This is a genomic window from Acidovorax sacchari (genome assembly GCF_042847045.1).
Lineage (GTDB): Bacteria > Pseudomonadota > Gammaproteobacteria > Burkholderiales > Burkholderiaceae_C > Paracidovorax > Paracidovorax sacchari.
This window is the reverse complement of the sequence record NZ_AP035783.1, coordinates 2,340,512-2,357,253: the sequence shown is the minus strand read 5'-3', so window position 1 is coordinate 2,357,253 and position 16,742 is coordinate 2,340,512. Positions and strand designations below refer to the sequence as shown.

Sequence of the window (16,742 nt, the reverse complement as noted above, 5' to 3'; positions counted from 1 at the left end):
CGCATCCACATGAAAAAACAACGGCTGCCGGCACGCGGATGCGCGCGCCGGCAGCCCGGGGGAGCGCGGCGCGCTCCCGATCGGCGCGCGATCAGAAGTTGAGCGTGCGCTTGTCCACGGCCAGGGCCGCTTCCTTGGTCGCCTCGGACAGCGAGGGGTGCGCGTGGCAGATGCGCGCGATGTCTTCGGCGCTGGCCTTGAACTCCATGGCCACCACGGCTTCGGAGATCAGCTCGCTGGCCATCGGTCCCACGATGTGCACGCCCAGGATCTCGTCCGTGGCCGCATCGGCCAGGAACTTGACCATGCCGGTCGTGTCGCCCAGCGCGCGGGCACGGCCGTTCGCCAGGAACGGGAAGGTGCCGGCCTTGTACTGCACGCCATCGGCCTTGAGCTGCTGCTCGGTACGGCCCACCCACGCGATCTCGGGGCTGGTGTAGATGACCCAGGGGATGGTGTTGAAGTTCACGTGGCCGTGCTGGCCGGCGATGCGCTCGGCCACCGCCACGCCCTCTTCCTCGGCCTTGTGCGCCAGCATCGGGCCGCGCACCACGTCGCCCACCGCCCACACGCTTGGCAGGTTGGTCTTGCAGTCGGCATCGACCACGATGGCGCCGCGCTCGTCGAGCTGCAGGCCCACGGCTTCCGGGTTCAGGCCGATGGTGTTGGGCACGCGGCCGATGGAGACGATGAGCTTGTCCACCGCCAGTTCGCGGGCCTCGCCCTTGGCATCGGTGTAGGCCACCGTGACGCCCTCGCCGCCCGTCTTCACTTCGCCGATCTTCACGCCCAGCTCGACCTTCAGGCCCTGCTTGTCGAAGGCCTTCTTGGCTTCCTTGGCGATCTGCTCATCGACCGCGCCCAGGAACGTGGGCAGGCCTTCGAGGACCGTCACGTCGGCACCCACGCGGCGCCACACGGAGCCCATCTCCAGGCCGATCACGCCGGCGCCGATCAGGCCCAGCTTCTTCGGCGTGGCACCGATGCGCAGCGCGCCGTCGTTGGAGAGCACCTTCTCTTCGTCGAAGGGCACGCCGGGCAGCGCGCGGGGGTTGGAGCCCGTGGCCACGATGATCTGCTTGCCCACCAGGGTTTCCTGCGCAGCGCCGGCCACCTGGATCTCGTAGCCGCCCTCGGCTGCCTTCACGAAGGAGCCGCGGCCATGGAAGAAGCTGACCTTGTTCTTCTTGAACAGGTACAGGATGCCGTCGTTGTTCTGCTTCACGACGGCGTCCTTGCGGCCGATCATCCTGGCCACGTCGATCTTCACGTCGGTGGCCGTGATGCCGTGCTCGGCGAAATGCTTGTTGGCATGCTCGAAATGCTCCGAGGACTGCAGCAGCGCCTTGGAGGGGATGCAGCCCACGTTCGTGCAGGTGCCGCCGGGTGCGGGGCCGCCCTTCTCATTCTTCCACTCGTCGATGCAGGCCACGTTGAAGCCCAGCTGGGCGGCGCGGATGGCGGCGATGTAGCCGCCGGGGCCGCCGCCGATGACGATCACGTCGAATTGTTTGCTCATGTCGTTCTCACTGTGTCGGTTGGAGAAAGACCCACTGCCGGCTGGCTGATGGGCCAGCCACACATGTGGGTCAGTCAAGGTGTTTGGATGGCTGTGGCGTCAAATGCCGCCACCAGCCCTTGGAGCGCGCGCGGCCCAGGCCAGCGACCGCCGCGCAAGGGCCGCCCCGCAGCGCCGGCGGTGTCCCCCTTCCCGGATTGCGCAGCAAGCCGGGAGAAGGGGAAAGGCGCACAGCGCCTCAGGGGGTTGGTCCATCAAATATCGAAGAGCAGGCGGGCCGGATCTTCCAGCGCATCCTTCATCGCCACCAGACCCAGCACGGCTTCGCGGCCGTCGATGATGCGGTGGTCGTACGACATGGCCAGGTAGTTCATCGGGCGCACCACGATCTGGCCGTTTTCCACCACGGCGCGGTCCTTGGTGGCGTGCACGCCCAGGATGGCCGACTGGGGCGGGTTGATGATGGGGGTGGACAGCATCGAGCCGAAGGTGCCGCCGTTGGAGATCGAGAACGTGCCGCCCGTCATCTCCTCGATGCCGAGCTTGCCTTCCTGGGCCTTCTTGCCGAACTCGGCAATCTTCTTCTCGATGTCGGCGAAGCTCATCTGGTCGGCGTTGCGCAGGATCGGCACCACCAGGCCGCGGGGCGAGCCGACGGCGATGCCGATGTCGAAGTAGCCGTGGTAGACGATGTCGTTGCCGTCCACCGAGGCGTTCAGCACCGGGAACTTCTTGAGTGCGTGCACGGCCGCCTTCACGAAGAAGCTCATGAAGCCCAGCTTGGTGCCGTGCTCCTTGGTGAAGCTGTCCTGGAACTTCTTGCGCAGTTCCATCACCGGGGCCATGTTCACCTCGTTGAAGGTGGTCAGGATGGCGTTGGTGGACTGCGACTGCAGCAGGCGCTCGGCGATGCGGGCGCGCAGGCGGCTCATGGGCACGCGCTGCTCGGGGCGGTCGCCCAGGTTCGGCGCGGCGGGCGATGCCACCTGGGGCAGCGCCTTGGTGGGCACGCCCGTGGGGATGGCGCTCGGGGCGGCAGCGGGCTTGGCGGCGGCGCCACCGGCCACGGCGGCCAGCACGTCGCCCTTGGTCACGCGGCCGTCCTTGCCGGTGCCGGACACGGCCGAGACGGACAGGTTGTTGTCGGCCAGCAGCTTGGCGGCGGCGGGCATGGCCACGTCGCCCTTCGAGCCGCCTGCGGGGGCAGCGTCGGCCGCGGCAGCGGCCACGGCGGGCGCCTGGGCGGCAGCGGTCGGAGCCGACTGCGCGGGCGCAGCGGCGGCACCCGCCTTGCCTTCGGTGTCGATCTTCGCGATGACCTGGTCGGCCACGACGGTCGCGCCGTCGCCCTGGACGATCTCGGCCAGCACGCCGGCCGCCGGCGCGGGCACTTCGAGGACCACCTTGTCGGTTTCGATCTCGATCAGGATTTCATCGATGGCGACGGCCTCGCCGGCCTTCTTCTTCCAGGTGAGCATCGTGGCTTCGGCCACGGATTCGGACAGTTGGGGGACTTTGACTTCTACGATAGCCATGACGATTCTTTCGATTCTTTCAGAACGTGTTGTGTCGCTGTGGGATGCGGTTCGCGGGGTCGGGGTTGACGCGCTCACTTGGCGAGGACGAAGCCCTTGAGCTTGCCGAACGCGCCATCGACCAGCGCCTTCTGCTGCTCCTGGTGCAGGTGCGAGTAGCCCACGGCCGGCGATGCGGAAGCCGCGCGGCCGGAGTAGCCCAGCTTCTGCCCGTCGAGCATGTTCTCGTGGATGTAGTGCTGCACGAAGAACCAGGCGCCCTGGTTCTGCGGCTCGTCCTGGCACCACACGATCTCGGTGGCGTGCGGGTACTTCTTGATCTCGGCGGCGAAGGCCTTGTGCGGGAACGGATAGAGCTGTTCCACGCGCAGGATCGCGACGTCGTCGGCGCCCTTCTCCTCGCGCTTCTTCACGAGGTCGTAGTACACCTTGCCCGAGCAGGCGATCACGCGCTTGACCTTGTCGGCCTTCTTGTCGATGGCCTCGTTCTGCTCCGGGATCACGGTCTGGAAGCTGCCCTTCGTGAACTCGGACAGCGGCGAGGTCGCGTCCTTGTTCCGCAGCAGCGACTTGGGCGTCATGATGATCAGCGGCTTGCGCAGGTGGCGCACCATCTGGCGGCGCAGCACGTGGAAGATCTGGCTGGCCGTCGTGGGCTGCACCACCTGCATGTTGGCGTCGGCCGACAGCTGCATGAAGCGCTCCAGGCGCGCGGAGCTGTGCTCCGGGCCCTGCCCTTCGTAGCCGTGCGGCAGCATGAGCGTGATGCCGTTCACGCGGCCCCACTTCACTTCGCCGGAGGCGATGAACTGGTCGATCACCACCTGTGCACCATTGGCGAAGTCGCCGAACTGCGCTTCCCAGATCACCAGGGTGTTGGGGTCGTTGGAGGCATAGCCGTACTCGAAGCCCAGCACCGCCTCTTCGGACAGGATGGAGTCGATCACGACGAACGGGGCCTGGTTCTCGCTGGCGTTCTGCAGCGGCACGTAGGTGCCCTCGTTCCACTTCTCGCGGTTCTGGTCGTGGATCACGGCATGGCGGTGCGTGAACGTGCCGCGGCCGCAGTCCTCGCCCGACAGGCGCACCGGGAAGCCGCTGGCCACGAGCGACGCGAAGGCCATGTGCTCGCCCATGCCCCAGTCCACGTTGATCTCGCCGCGGCCCATGGCGGCGCGATCGTCATACACCTTCTTGACCAGCGGGTGCGGCGTGACGCCTTCCGGGATGGTCGTGATGCGCTCGGCCAGCCGCTTCCACTCGGTGAGCGGGATCGCGGTGTCGCCGGCATCCGTCCACTTCTTGCCCAGGAACGGGCTCCAGTCCACGGCGTACTTGCTCTTGAAGTTGGTCAGCACCGGATCGACCGTGTGCTTGCCGGCGTCCATGGCGGCGCGGTAGGCCTTGGCCATGTCGTCGCCCAGCGTCTCGCCCAGGCCCTGCGCGGCCAGCTTGTCGGCGTAGAGGCGGCGCGTGCCGGGGTGCTGGCCGATCTTCTTGTACATCAGCGGCTGCGTGAGCGCCGGCGTGTCCTGCTCGTTGTGGCCCAGCTTGCGGTAGCAGATGATGTCCACCACCACATCCTTCTTGAATTCCATGCGGAACTCGAGGGCCAGCTGGGTGGCGAGCACCACGGCTTCCGGGTCGTCGCCGTTCACGTGCAGCACGGGCGACTCGATCATCTTGACCACGTCCGTGCAATACAGCGTGGAGCGGCTGTCGCGCGGGTCGGAGGTGGTGAAGCCGATCTGGTTGTTGATCACGATGTGCACCGTGCCGCCCGTGGAGTAGCCACGGGTCTGGGCCAGCGCCAGCGTTTCCTGGATCACGCCCTGGCCTGCGAAGGCCGCGTCGCCGTGCACCAGCACCGGCAGCACCTGCTGGCCGTGCGGGTCGCCGCGGCGGTCCATGCGGGCACGCACCGAGCCTTCCACCACCGGGTTCACGATTTCCAGGTGGGAGGGGTTGAAGGCCAGCGACAGGTGGACCGGGCCGCCCGCGGTGGACACGTCGGAGCTGAAGCCCTGGTGGTACTTGACGTCGCCGGACGGCAGGTCTTCCGGGGCGGTGTGGTCGAACTCGGCGAACAGGTCCTTGGGCATCTTGCCCAGGGTGTTCACCAGCACGTTGAGGCGGCCGCGGTGGGCCATGCCGATCACGATTTCCTGCACGCCGCGCGAGCCGGCCGACTGGATCAGCTCGTCCATGGCGGCGATGAAGCTCTCGCCGCCTTCGAGCGAGAAGCGCTTCTGGCCGACGTACTTCGTGTGCAGGAAGCGTTCCAGGCCCTCGGCCGCGGTCAGGCGGTCGAGGATGTGCTTCTTCTTCTCGGCGTTGAAACTGGGCTTGCTGCGGATGGTCTCGAGCTTTTCCTGCCACCAGCGCTTCTGGTTCTGGTCGGAGGCGTACATGTACTCGACGCCGATCGTGCCGCAGTAGGTTTCGCGCAGCGCGTTGATCAGCTCGCGCAGGGGCATGGACTCCTTGCCGAAGAACGTGTTGCTCGTGTTGAACACGGTCTCCTGGTCGGCATCGGTGAAGCCGTAGAAGGAGGGTTCCAGCTCGGGAATGGAGGGGCGCTCGGTGCGCTTCAGGGGATCGAGATCGGCCCAGCGCTGGCCGACGTTGCGGTAGGCGGAGATGAGCTGCTGGACGGCGGTGCGCTTGCGGCCGAGTTCGGAGTCGGCGCCGGTGGCCACCACGACCTGGGTGCCGCCCTGCTTGGCGCGCTCCGCGAAGGCGCTGATGACGGGCTGGTGGGGGACGTCCTTGGCGTTGGAGCCATCCACGGCAGGCACGTGCTGCAGCGCATCGAAGTACTCGCGCCACGTGTCGGGCACGCTGCCCGGGTTGACGAGATAGCTCTCGTACATCTCTTCGACATAGGGCGCATTGCCGCCGAAGAGGTAGGTATTGCCCTGGTAGGCTTGATAGACGGACGTCGTCTCGCTCATTTCCGCTGACCTCCGCTTCCCTGGGGGAAGCATTAGCTGGTTGGTAAAACCTTCCGCGACACGGCTGAACCGGTTGGCGGATGCGACTGTGGCTCGGGGAAGGGCCTTGAATCTTGCGCCCACGATTGTGCCACCGATCGCAGGACGGCGCCTACACGGCCATGTCCCACAGGGCGCAGCGGCCACTGTCGCGTACATTTGCGCCAACTTCGCCACCGCCCTGCCATGAAGACCACCCTGCTGCAGAACCGCACTTTCATCGCCCTGCTGATCGCCGTCAGCCTGGCCTTCCTGGCCATCCTCTGGCCGTTCCACGGTGCGGTTTTCTGGGGGATCATCCTCGCGATCCTCTTCGCGCCCCTGCACCGCCGCCTGCTGCAGCGCATGCCCCGCCGGGCCAACCTCGCCGCGCTCTGCACCCTGTCGCTGTGCCTGCTGGTCGTCATCCTCCCGATGACGCTGATCACCCTCTCGCTGGTGCAGGAAGCCAGCCTGATCTATGAGCGCATCCGCTCCGGCCAGCTGGATTTCACCGCCTATTTCCACCAGGTCATGCAGGCCATGCCGTCCTGGGCGATGCAGATCCTCGACCGGCTCAACCTGACCACGGCGTCCGAACTGCAGGCGCGGCTGTCGTCCGTCACCGTGCAGGCCACGCAGTTCGTGGGCAGCAAGGCGATCGACTTCGGCCAGAACACGCTGCAGTTCGTGGTGAGCTTCGGCATCATGCTGTACCTGCTGTTCTTCCTGCTGCGCGACGGCCCGGCCCTGGCGGCGCGCATCCGCGAGGCCACGCCCCTCGACGAAGGCCACAAGCGCCAGCTCGCCACCAAGTTCACCACCGTGATCCGCGCCACCGTCAAGGGCAACATCGCGGTGGCCGCGGCGCAGGGCGCACTGGGCGGGCTCGCCTTCTGGTTCCTGGGCATCCAGGCCCCCGTGCTCTGGGGCGTGCTCATGGCTTTCCTGTCGCTGCTGCCCGCCGTGGGCGCGGGGCTCATCTGGGCACCGGTGGCGATCTACCTGCTGGCCACCGGCGCCGTCTGGCAGGGTGCGGGCCTGGCGGCCTTCGGCATCGGCGTCATCGGCCTGGTGGACAACGTGCTGCGTCCGGTGCTGGTGGGCAAGGACACCAAGATGCCCGACTACATCGTGCTGATCTCCACGCTGGGCGGAATGTCCCTCTTCGGGCTCACGGGTTTCGTGATCGGGCCGGTCATCGCGGCGCTGTTCATCGCGACCTGGGACCTGTTTGCGCCGCACACCCACGGGCGGTGACAATAGCGGGGGAGCCCGCAGCGCCGCGGGCCCCCTTCCCCCAGCCGTTTCCGCGCGGACCCGTGCCGCCCGCTGCACATGTCCCTGCGCCCGACTCCGCACTATCGAATGCTCCTGCTGGCGATCGCGCTGTCGGTCGGCATCGGGGCGCTCTTCGCGCGGGCCATTCTGACCATCCGCGACGATGAATGGAATTACGCGCGCGACGCCAATGCGGCGCTCGCGCGCACGCTCGAGCAGAGCATCGGCCGCACGCTCGACAGTTTCGACCATTCTCTGGCGGGCGTGGTGGAAACCCTGGCCCGGCCGGACCTCGCCGGACTGCCGCCGGACGTGCAGCACGCCATGCTGTTCGACCACTCGCTGCGCACCCGGGGCCTGGGTTCCGTGGCGGTGATAGACCCCGGAGGCAACGTGGTGGTGTCGGCCGGCGTCACGCCCGCGAAGAAGATGCCCAACCTGGCCGACCGGGACTATTTCCAGTTCCACATGCGGGAAAAGGACCGCGGCGTATACATCGGCCGGCCGATCCAGGGGCGGGTGACGGGCGAGTACAGCCTGGCGATGAGCCGCGCCTACTTCAACCGGGACGGGAGCTTCGGCGGCGTGGTCGTCGGCACGATCCGGCTGAGCTACTTCAACGAGCTGTTCGCGTCGCTCGGCCTGGGGCCCCAGAGCCTGGCCGAGATCGTACGCACGGACGGCACCGAGGTCTCGCGCTTCCCCGCGCAGGCCCAGGGCATCGGCGAACCGGTGGCCCCCCATCACCTGGAGCACCTCGCGCAGGGCCGCGAAGGGCACTTCACCGAGCCGCAGGATGAGGCGCAGGACGGCATCTCCAGGCTCTACGCCTTCCGCCGGGTGGGTGACTATCCGCTCGTGGTGTCCGTGGCGCAGTCGGTGGACAGCATCCTCTCGAAGTGGCAGCGCAACGCGGTGATCCTGGGGACCTTCGCCGCCCTGCTCATGGCGGCATGCATCGGCCTCGCCCTGCTGTTCGCACGCGAGCTGGCGCGCCGGCAGAACGTGGCCGCGCAGCTGCAGCGCGCGCAGCACGACATGCGCACCATCCTCGACAACCTGCCCTCGCTGGTCGCCTACTGGGACCGCAACCTGCGCAACCGCTTCGCCAACCAGGCCTACCTCGACTGGCTCGGCATGACCCAGGAGGAAATCCAGGGCCGGCCCATCGAGGACCTGCTGACCGCCGAGGCCTGCGAGGCGGCGCGGCCTTACCTGCAGCGTGCGCTGCAGGGCCGCAGGCAGGTATACGAGCGGTCGGTACCGATATCGTCGGGCGAAGTGCGGCACATGATGGTGTCCTGCATTCCGGACATGGACGGAGCGCAGGCCCAGGGCATCTTCGTGCAGATCGACGACCTCACGGAACGCAAGCGCATGGAAGACCTGCTCTTCGAGGAGAAGGAACTGGTCCGCCTCACGCTGCAGTCCATCGGCGACGCCGTACTCTGCACGGATGCCTCGGGCCACGTGACCTACATCAATCCCGTCGCCGAGAAGATGACGGGCTGGCAGGCCTTCCACGCCGCCGGCCGGGACATCGACGAGGTCGCCCCCCTCTACAACGCCAACGGCGTGCATGCGGAGCATCCGGCCCGCAGCTCGCTGTCCGGCGCACAGGCCCAGCCGCCGGGGCGTGGCCTCGTGCTGTTCTGCCGCGACGGCCGCCGCATGGACGTGGAAAACAGCGTCAGCCCCATCACCGACCGGCACGGGCAGATCACCGGCGCGGTGATGGTGCTGCGGGACGTGACCGAGGCCATGGCGCTGGCGCGCCGCATGGCCCACCTGGCCCAGCACGACATGCTGACCGACCTGCCCAACCGCGTGCTGCTGCAGGACCGCGCCCAGCAGGCCATCGCCCAGGCACGCCGCGACGGGCACGGCCTCGCCCTGATGTACATCGACCTCGACGGTTTCAAGCAGGTGAACGACACCCTGGGCCACGACGCGGGCGACCTGCTGCTGGTCCAGGTCGCGCGGCGCTTCACCCGCTGCGTGCGCCGCTCGGACACCGTGTGCCGCCAGGGCGGCGACGAATTCATCGTGCTCCTGCCCATCGTGGAACATCCCGGGCAGGCATGCCACGTCGCCCGCAAGGTCATGGCGGCGTGCGACGCCCCCTTCGACCTGGGGGCCGAGTCGCGGCAGATCGGCCTCAGCGGCGGCATCGCGCTGTTCCCGCAGCACGGCTCCACGTTCGAGGAGCTGGCCCGCAGCGCCGACGTGGCGCTCTACACTGCCAAGCGGGCCGGCAAGCAGCATTTCCGCATGTACTCCGGCCCCGAGCAGGAACCCGAAGCGATCCCGCCCGCCCCCTCCGGCAACGCACAGCCACCCCATTGAACGCCGTGCGGCCCCGGCTCCGGGGCCTGCGTCCGTTCCACCGCGGCGCAGCGGCTCAGGCCGTGCCGACGTCCCCCGCTGCCGCCACCAGCCGTTGCGTGTAGGGGTGCCGCGGCGCATCGAGCACCTGGGCCATCCGGCCGGATTCGACCACGTCGCCATCCTTCATGACGAGCACGTCGTGCGCCATCGCGCGGATCACGGCCACGTCGTGGGTGATCAGCAGGTAGCTCAGTCCGCGCTCCTTCTGCAGGCGCTGCAGCAGCACCAGCACCTGCTGCTGGATGGTCACGTCGAGGGCGCTCGTGGGCTCGTCGAGCACCAGCAGGCGCGGCTCCAGGATCAGCGCCCGCGCGATCGCGATCCGCTGGCGCTGGCCGCCGGAAAACTCATGGGGATAGCGCCCCAGCAGCCCCGGGAACTGCGCATGCGTCAGCCCCACGTCCGCCAATGCCGCCTCCACGCGGGCACGCCGCCCGGCCTCGCTCTCCTGCGGCGCATGCACCCGCAGGCCCTCCCCGACGATCTCCTCCACCGTGAGCCGGGGGGACAGCGACGAGAACGGATCCTGGAACACGACCTGCACGCTGCGGCGCAGCGCCTGGTTGGCCGCGCTGTTGCGCTGCACCGGAAGCTCCCATGCCCGGCCGGCGATCTGGAGGTCACCGTTGAACGGCAGCAGGCCGAGCAGCGCCTGCGCGAGGGTGGACTTGCCCGACCCCGACTCGCCGACCACGCCCAGCGTGCGGCCGGGATGGACCACCAGGTCGGCACCTTTCACCGCCACGAATTCGCCGCGCCGGAACCATCCCCGCAGGCCGGGCAGCGGCGTGGCATAGGCCACGCGCAGGCCCCGGGCACTCGCGGCCGGCACCGCCGCCCGCGCGGCGCCGGTGGCCGGGTCCGGGACCGCGCCGGACCCCACGTCCTCGGCCACGTCGCGCCGCGGCACGCTGCCCAGCAGGCGCCGGGTGTAGGCATGGGCGGGCGCGGAGAACACCTCCGCCACGCTCCCCTGCTCCACGATCACACCGCGCTCCATCACCGCCACCCGGTCCGCGAAGCGCCGCACCAGGTGCAGGTCGTGTGTGATGAGCAGCACCGCCATGCCGGTCTGGCGCTGCAAGTCCGAGAGCAGCTCCAGAATCTGGCCGCGCAGCGTCACATCGAGCGCGGTGGTGGGTTCGTCCGCCAGCAGCAGGCGCGGCCGGCTGGCCAGCGCCATGGCGATCATCGCGCGCTGGCGCTGCCCCCCGGAGAGCTGATGCGGGTAGGCGCCCGCGCGCCGCGCCGGCTCCGGCACGCCCGTCGCGGCCAGCAGTTCAACCGCCTGGACGGCGCTTTGCGCCCGCGACAGCCCCTGCTTGAGCTGCAGCACCTCGGCGATCTGCCGGCCCACGGACATCAGCGGGTTCAATGCCGTCATCGGCTCCTGGAACACCATCGCGATGTCGCCGCCGCGCAGGCCGCGCATCTCGCGCTCCGGCAGCGCCAGCAGATCCTGCGCGGGCGCACCGCCGCGCCCCTGCAGCAGGGCCCGGCCGGACACCTCCGCGTCCGCGGCGAGGCGCAGCAGGGACAGCGCCGTGATGGTCTTGCCCGATCCCGATTCGCCCACCAGCGCCAGCTTCTCTCCCGCGCCGATGTCGAAGCCCACGCCATGCACGACCGCCTTGCCGCCGAAGGCCACGCGCAGGTCCTCCACGCGCAGCAGCGGCACAGCGGAGGATGGACGAGTAGGTGCAGTGCTCATGACCGGGTAGCTTTCTGTTCCCCAACATATCCCGCGGCGTGCAAACAGGGCGGGGCCTCGGCCAGCAACCGCCGCGCAAGGGCCGCCCCGCCGCGCTGGAGGTGTCCCCCCTCCCGGCCAATCCGGGAGAGGGGGCTGAGGGCCGCGGCTCCGAGCCTGCCTGCGCAGGGTCGGACGTGCCCGAAGGGCTGACGCGTCTGGCGGCTGCACGGAGGCGCGCAGCGACTCAGGGTGGTGCTCATTGCTTCCTCGGATCGAGGGCGTCGCGCAGCGCATCGCCCATGAAGGTCAGCAGCAGCAGGGTGCTCACCAGCACGGCAAACGTGAAGATGGAAATCCACCAGGCGTCGATGTTGTTCTTGCCCTGGTTCAGCAGCTCGCCGAGCGAGGGGGTGCCGGGCGGCACGCCCAGGCCGAGGAAGTCCAGCGACGTGAGCGAAAGGATGGCCGCGCTCATGCGGAACGGCAGGAAGGTGACGACCGGCGTCATGCTGTTGGGCAGGATATGGCGCCAGATGATCTGCCGGTCGGGCACACCCAGGGCGCGCGCGGCCTTCACATAGTCCAGCTGCCGGTTGCGCAGGAACTCCGCGCGCACGTAGTCCGACAGCCCCATCCAGCCGAACAGGCTGAGCAGGATCAGCAGCAGCGCCAGGCTCGGGGAGAACAGCGCGCTGAAGATGATCAGCAGGTAGAGCTCGGGCATCGAACTCCAGATCTCGATGAAGCGCTGGAAGGCCAGGTCCGTCCGCCCCCCGAAGAACCCCTGGATCGCACCCGTCACCAGCCCCAGCACCACCCCGGTGATGGTGAGCGCCAGGCCGAACAGCACGCTCACGCGGAAACCATAGAGCAGTTGCGCGAGCATGTCGCGGCCCCGGTCGTCCGTGCCCAGCCAGTTGTCGGCAGTCGGCGCGGACGGGTTGGGCGATTTCGCGAAATAGTTCAGCGTGTTGGGGCCGTACCGGTTGATCGTGTAGAGCGCCCAGTTGCCGCCCGCGCTCAGGCGCTCCTGGATGAACGGGTCCAGGTAGTCGGTCGGCGTGTCGAAGTCCCCGCCGAAGGTCGTCTCGGGGTAGGTCTTGAACAGCGGGAAATACGTCTGGCCCTCGTAGTGCACGATGAGCGGCTTGTCGTTGCTCACCAGTTCCGCCGCCAGGCTGATGGCCACCAGGACGCAGAAGACCACCAGGCTCCAGAAGCCCAGCCGGTTGCGCTTGAAGCGCATCCACGCGCGGCGGGAGGGCGACAGCGACACCGGCGCGGGCGGGGGCGCCGCCGTGGACGGCATGGCGGCCGGAGCGGAAAGGTCGGGGGATGGAGTACTCATGCGCTCAGTCGAACTTCACGCGGGGATCGACCCACACATAGCAAAGGTCGCTGACGAGCTTGGTGACCAGCCCGATCAGCGTGAACAGGTAGAGCGTGCCCAGCACCACGGGGTAGTCGCGGCGGATCACGCTCTCGTAGCTCAGCAGGCCCAGGCCGTCGAGCGAGAACAGCGTCTCGATCAGCAGCGAGCCCGTGAAGAACGCGCCGATGAACGCCGCGGGAAAGCCCGTGATGATGGGAATCAGCGCATTGCGGAAGACATGCTTCCACAGCACCTGCCTTTCCGACAGGCCCTTGGCGCGCGCCGTGAGCACGTACTGCTTGCGGATCTCCTCCAGGAAGGCGTTCTTGGTGAGCATGGCCGTCACCGCGAAGCTGCCCGCCACCATCGCCGTCACCGGCAGCGTGATGTGCCAGAGGTAGTCCACGATGCGCGCACCCCAGTCCATCTGTTCCCAGTTGGACGACACCAGCCCGCGCAGCGGGAACCACTGCAGTTGCCCGCCGAAGACCACCAGCAGCGCCACGCCCAGCACGAAGCCCGGGATGGCATAACCCACGAGGACGAGCAGCGTGGTCACCAGGTCGAAGCGCGAACCTGCACGCACGGCCTTGGCCACGCCCAGCGGCACCGCCACCAGGTAGCTGATGAAGAAGGTCCACAGCCCCAGGCTGATGGAGACCGGCAGCTTTTCCTTCACCAGCGCCCACACCTCCTTGTTCTGGAAGAAGCTCCGCCCCAGGTCGAAGCGGGCGAACTGTCCCAGCATCTGTAAGAACCGCTCGTGCGCCGGCTTGTCGAATCCGTACAGCGCCTTGATCTGCTCCAGCCGCTTCGGGTCCACGCCCTGGTCGCCGCGGTAGCGCATGCCGCCGGACTCCAGCCCGCCCGCCCCGCCCTTGCCGGCCGCGGTGCGGGCTTCGGCGAGGTACTGTTCCACCGGCCCGCCGGGCACGAACTGGATCACGACGAAGGTGAGCAGCAGCACGCCCAGCAGCGTGGGCAGCATCAACAGGAGGCGTTTGGCGATGTAGGCGAACATGGTGGCGCGCGGTGTAATCCAAAGCTTCAGTGATCGACGGCGCTGCGCGCCACCCACGCCCGCTGAAACCGGCACGGCATCACCCATCCGATGGCCGCGGAGCAGGCCATGCCAGCAGGCGCCGTGGAACTGGCTTCGCCAGGCCACCGGCGTCGTCCCCCTGCCCGCCGTGCGCAGCACGGCGAGAGCGGGGGGAAGGCGCGCAGCGCCTCAGGGGGGTGATCCCTCACTTGCTCCACCAGGAAAACATCGCCCACTCCTCGGCTTTCGCATAGGGCGGCATGGGCGCGTGGTAGGCCAGGCGCTGCTGGTTGTACACGATGCGGTGCGCCGACAGCAGCCACTGCGGGATGAGGTAGTGGCTGTGCATGATCACGCGGTCCAGCGCGCGGCAGGCGGGCAGCAGTTCGGCCTTGGATTTCGCCCGCGTCAGCGCGGTCGCGAGCGCATCGACCGCCGGGCTCTTCACGCCCGCATGGTTGCTGCTGCCCTCCACGTCGGCGCGCTGGCTGCCGAACAGCTCCAGCATGTCCTGGCCCGGGTTGTAGGTGCCGGGATAGGCGAGAGTGATCATGTCGAAATCGAACTTGTCCAGCCGCTGCAGGTACAGCGCGAAATCCACCGAGGTGAAGCGCAGCGTGATGCCCAGCTTCTCGAGGTTGCGCATCCAGGGCGTCACCGTGCGCGCGCCGACCTCCTTGCTGTCGAGATAGTCGATCACCATGGGCTCGCCCTGCGCGTTGCGCAGTGCGCCGTCGCGGTAGGTCCAGCCGGCATCGGCCAGCAACTGGCGGGCGCGGCGCAGGTTGTCGCGCAGGGAATGCCCCTCCCCTTCGGTGGACGGCGGCGTGTACATCGGTCCGAACACGCTGTCCGGCACCTTGCCGCGCCACGGCTCCAGCAGGGCCAGTTCCTCCGGTCCCGGCGTGCCGGTGGCCTGGCAGTCGGTATTCCCGAACAGATCCACCACGCGCGGGTAGCCGCCGTAGAACATCTGCCGGTTCATCCAGTCGTAGTCCAGCGCCAGCCCCAGCGCCTCCCGTACCCGCGGGTCCTTCAGCATCGGCCGCCGCGTATTGAGCACGTAGCTCTGGAACCCCGCGGGCAGGCGGTGCTTGAGCTCCGTCTTCACCAGCACGCCCTGCCGGAACAGCTTGCCGTCGATGCGGCGCGCCCAGTCGCCGGCCGAATACACGGTCATGAAATCGAACTCGCCGGCCTTCACGGCCTCCAGCCGCGCAGTGTTGTCCTTGTAGATCTTGACCGTGATGCGATCGAAGTTGTAGGCGCCCCGGTTCACGTTCAGGTCGCGGCCCCAGTACTGCGGGTCGCGCACGTAGGTGATGTCGCGGCCGAACGCCACCGGGCCGATGCGGTACGGGCCGCTGCCGATGGGGATGTCGGTCACGATCTCGTCGAACCGCTTCGCCTTGCCGTCCGCCTGGCGCCCCCAGGCGCGGCTGAAGATCGGCAGGGCACCCACGGTGAGCGGCAGCTCGCGGTTGGGGTGCTTGAAGCGGAAGCGCACCGTGCGCCGGTCAATCACGTCGGCCCCCGCCACCTCCTGCAGCAGCGTCGCGTAGCTCGGCGACGCATGGGGCCCGATCAGGGTTTCGTAGGTGTACTTCACGTCGGCGGCCTCGACCGGGCTGCCGTCGTGGAACCGCGCCTCGGCCCGCAGGCGGAAGGTGGCGCTGAGACGGTCTTCCGCCACCTGAACGTCCTCGGCCAGCAGCCCGTAGCCCGAGGCCGTCTCGTCCATGGAGCCCGTGAGCAGGCTCTCGAACAGCAGGTCCGACAGGTAGGCTGGCGGCGACCCCTTCATCGTGAACGGGTTGTACTTGTCGAAGGTGGAATAGCGCAGGTTGCTCACCATGCGCAGTTCGCCGCCCTTGGGTGCCTCGGGATTGACGTAGTCGAAATGGGCGAAACCCGGCGGGTACTTGAGATCGTCCCACAGCGCATAGCCATGCGCAGCCCACGCCGGCACCGCGCACAGGCAGCTTCCCCACAGCAGACAGATCTTCCAGAACCGCATGCGACAATTCTGCACTACGGGGGCGGCGCCTCGCCACCCCACCGTCCCATCCTGGCACAGGCTGCGCCGCGCAGCCTTCCGACCGCCACCCCTACCCGCATTCACTGGAGAACAACCCATGGGTTTCCTGACCGGCAAGAAGCTGCTCATCACCGGCGTGCTGTCCAATCGTTCCATCGCCTACGGCATCGCCAGGGCCTGCCACGCCCAGGGCGCCGAGCTGGCTTTCAGCTACGTGGGCGAGCGTTTCAAGGACCGCATCACCGAATTCGCTGCCGAGTTCGGTTCCAGGCTGGTCTTCGATTGCGACGTGGCGAGCGACGAGCAGATCGATCGCATGTTCGCCGACCTCTCCACCACCTGGCCGAAGTTCGACGGCTTCGTGCACAGCATCGGCTTCGCGCCGCGCGAGGCGATCGCCGGAGACTTCCTCGAGGGCCTGTCGCGCGAATCGTTCCGCATCGCGCACGACATCAGCGCCTACAGCTTCCCCGCCATGGCCAAGGCCGCCCTGCCCTACCTGAACGACAAGGCCGCCGTGCTCACCCTGAGCTACCTGGGCGCCTTGCGCGCCGTGCCCAACTACAACACCATGGGCCTGGCCAAGGCCAGCCTGGAAGCCAGCGTGCGCTACCTGGCCGAATCGCTGGGCCCGAAGGGCATGCGCGCCAACGGCATCAGCGCCGGCCCGATCAAGACGCTGGCCGCCAGCGGCATCAAGGACTTCGGCAAGCTGCTGGGCACGGTGGCCGACGCGTCGCCCCTGCGCCGCAACGTGACCATCGAGGACGTAGGCAATGCTGCGGCCTTCCTGCTGTCCGACCTCGCCAGCGGCGTGACGGCGGAAATCATGTATGTGGACGGCGGCTTCAGCCAGACCGGCGGCATCAGCCGCGACAGCGCCAACCTGGCCTGAGCACGCC

General features: G+C 68.2%; 10 protein-coding genes. 3 read left to right on the top strand and 7 right to left on the bottom strand.

Annotated elements, in window-relative coordinates; all coding sequences use genetic code 11:
- Nucleotides 1–91: 91 nt before the first annotated feature.
- The 3 genes from lpdA to ACGHC0_RS10715 all read right to left on the bottom strand — a co-directional run bounded on the left by lpdA (nt 92) and on the right by ACGHC0_RS10715 (nt 6,008).
- Entirely contained in the window at nt 92–1,519 is a 1,428-nt protein-coding gene (lpdA, locus tag ACGHC0_RS10725; protein ID WP_415268183.1) for a dihydrolipoyl dehydrogenase, read from the bottom strand.
- A 254-nt stretch (nt 1,520–1,773) separates the two neighbouring features.
- Complete coding sequence (gene odhB / locus ACGHC0_RS10720; RefSeq protein WP_019703155.1) at nt 1,774–3,054, bottom strand: 2-oxoglutarate dehydrogenase complex dihydrolipoyllysine-residue succinyltransferase; 1,281 nt, start codon at nt 3,052–3,054, stop codon at nt 1,774–1,776.
- A gap of 74 nt (nt 3,055–3,128) precedes the next feature.
- Nucleotides 3,129–6,008 (bottom strand): 2-oxoglutarate dehydrogenase E1 component, encoded by a 2,880-nt coding sequence (locus tag ACGHC0_RS10715; RefSeq protein ID WP_415268182.1) that lies wholly within the window; start codon nt 6,006–6,008, stop codon nt 3,129–3,131.
- A gap of 225 nt (nt 6,009–6,233) precedes the next feature.
- On the opposite strand from ACGHC0_RS10715, the gene ACGHC0_RS10710 reads away from it, so the two are divergent.
- Both ACGHC0_RS10710 and ACGHC0_RS10705 read left to right on the top strand, forming a co-directional pair.
- Nucleotides 6,234–7,286, top strand: a complete 1,053-nt coding sequence (locus tag ACGHC0_RS10710) for an AI-2E family transporter (RefSeq protein ID WP_368355198.1) — start codon at nt 6,234–6,236, stop codon at nt 7,284–7,286.
- A gap of 78 nt (nt 7,287–7,364) precedes the next feature.
- Entirely contained in the window at nt 7,365–9,653 is a 2,289-nt protein-coding gene (locus ACGHC0_RS10705) for a diguanylate cyclase domain-containing protein (protein WP_415268181.1), read from the top strand.
- 55 nt (nt 9,654–9,708) lie between these two features.
- On the opposite strand, the gene ACGHC0_RS10700 is transcribed toward ACGHC0_RS10705, so the two are convergent.
- The 4 genes from ACGHC0_RS10700 to ACGHC0_RS10685 all read right to left on the bottom strand — a co-directional run bounded on the left by ACGHC0_RS10700 (nt 9,709) and on the right by ACGHC0_RS10685 (nt 15,819).
- Complete coding sequence (locus ACGHC0_RS10700) at nt 9,709–11,406, bottom strand: ABC transporter ATP-binding protein (protein ID WP_368355196.1); 1,698 nt, start codon at nt 11,404–11,406, stop codon at nt 9,709–9,711.
- Nucleotides 11,407–11,644: 238 nt separating this feature from the next.
- A complete protein-coding gene (locus ACGHC0_RS10695) occupies nt 11,645–12,736 on the bottom strand; it encodes an ABC transporter permease (RefSeq protein ID WP_368355195.1) in 1,092 nt (363 codons plus the stop codon).
- A gap of 4 nt (nt 12,737–12,740) precedes the next feature.
- Nucleotides 12,741–13,781: a microcin C ABC transporter permease YejB gene (locus tag ACGHC0_RS10690; RefSeq protein ID WP_368355194.1), complete on the bottom strand. Its 1,041-nt coding sequence runs from the start codon at nt 13,779–13,781 to the stop codon at nt 12,741–12,743.
- Nucleotides 13,782–14,007: 226 nt separating this feature from the next.
- Nucleotides 14,008–15,819: an extracellular solute-binding protein gene (locus tag ACGHC0_RS10685; protein ID WP_368355193.1), complete on the bottom strand. Its 1,812-nt coding sequence runs from the start codon at nt 15,817–15,819 to the stop codon at nt 14,008–14,010.
- A gap of 118 nt (nt 15,820–15,937) precedes the next feature.
- Between ACGHC0_RS10685 and fabI the strand changes: the two genes are divergently transcribed.
- Nucleotides 15,938–16,735, top strand: a complete 798-nt coding sequence (gene fabI / locus ACGHC0_RS10680) for an enoyl-ACP reductase FabI (RefSeq protein WP_208942354.1) — start codon at nt 15,938–15,940, stop codon at nt 16,733–16,735.
- Nucleotides 16,736–16,742: the final 7 nt, after the last annotated feature.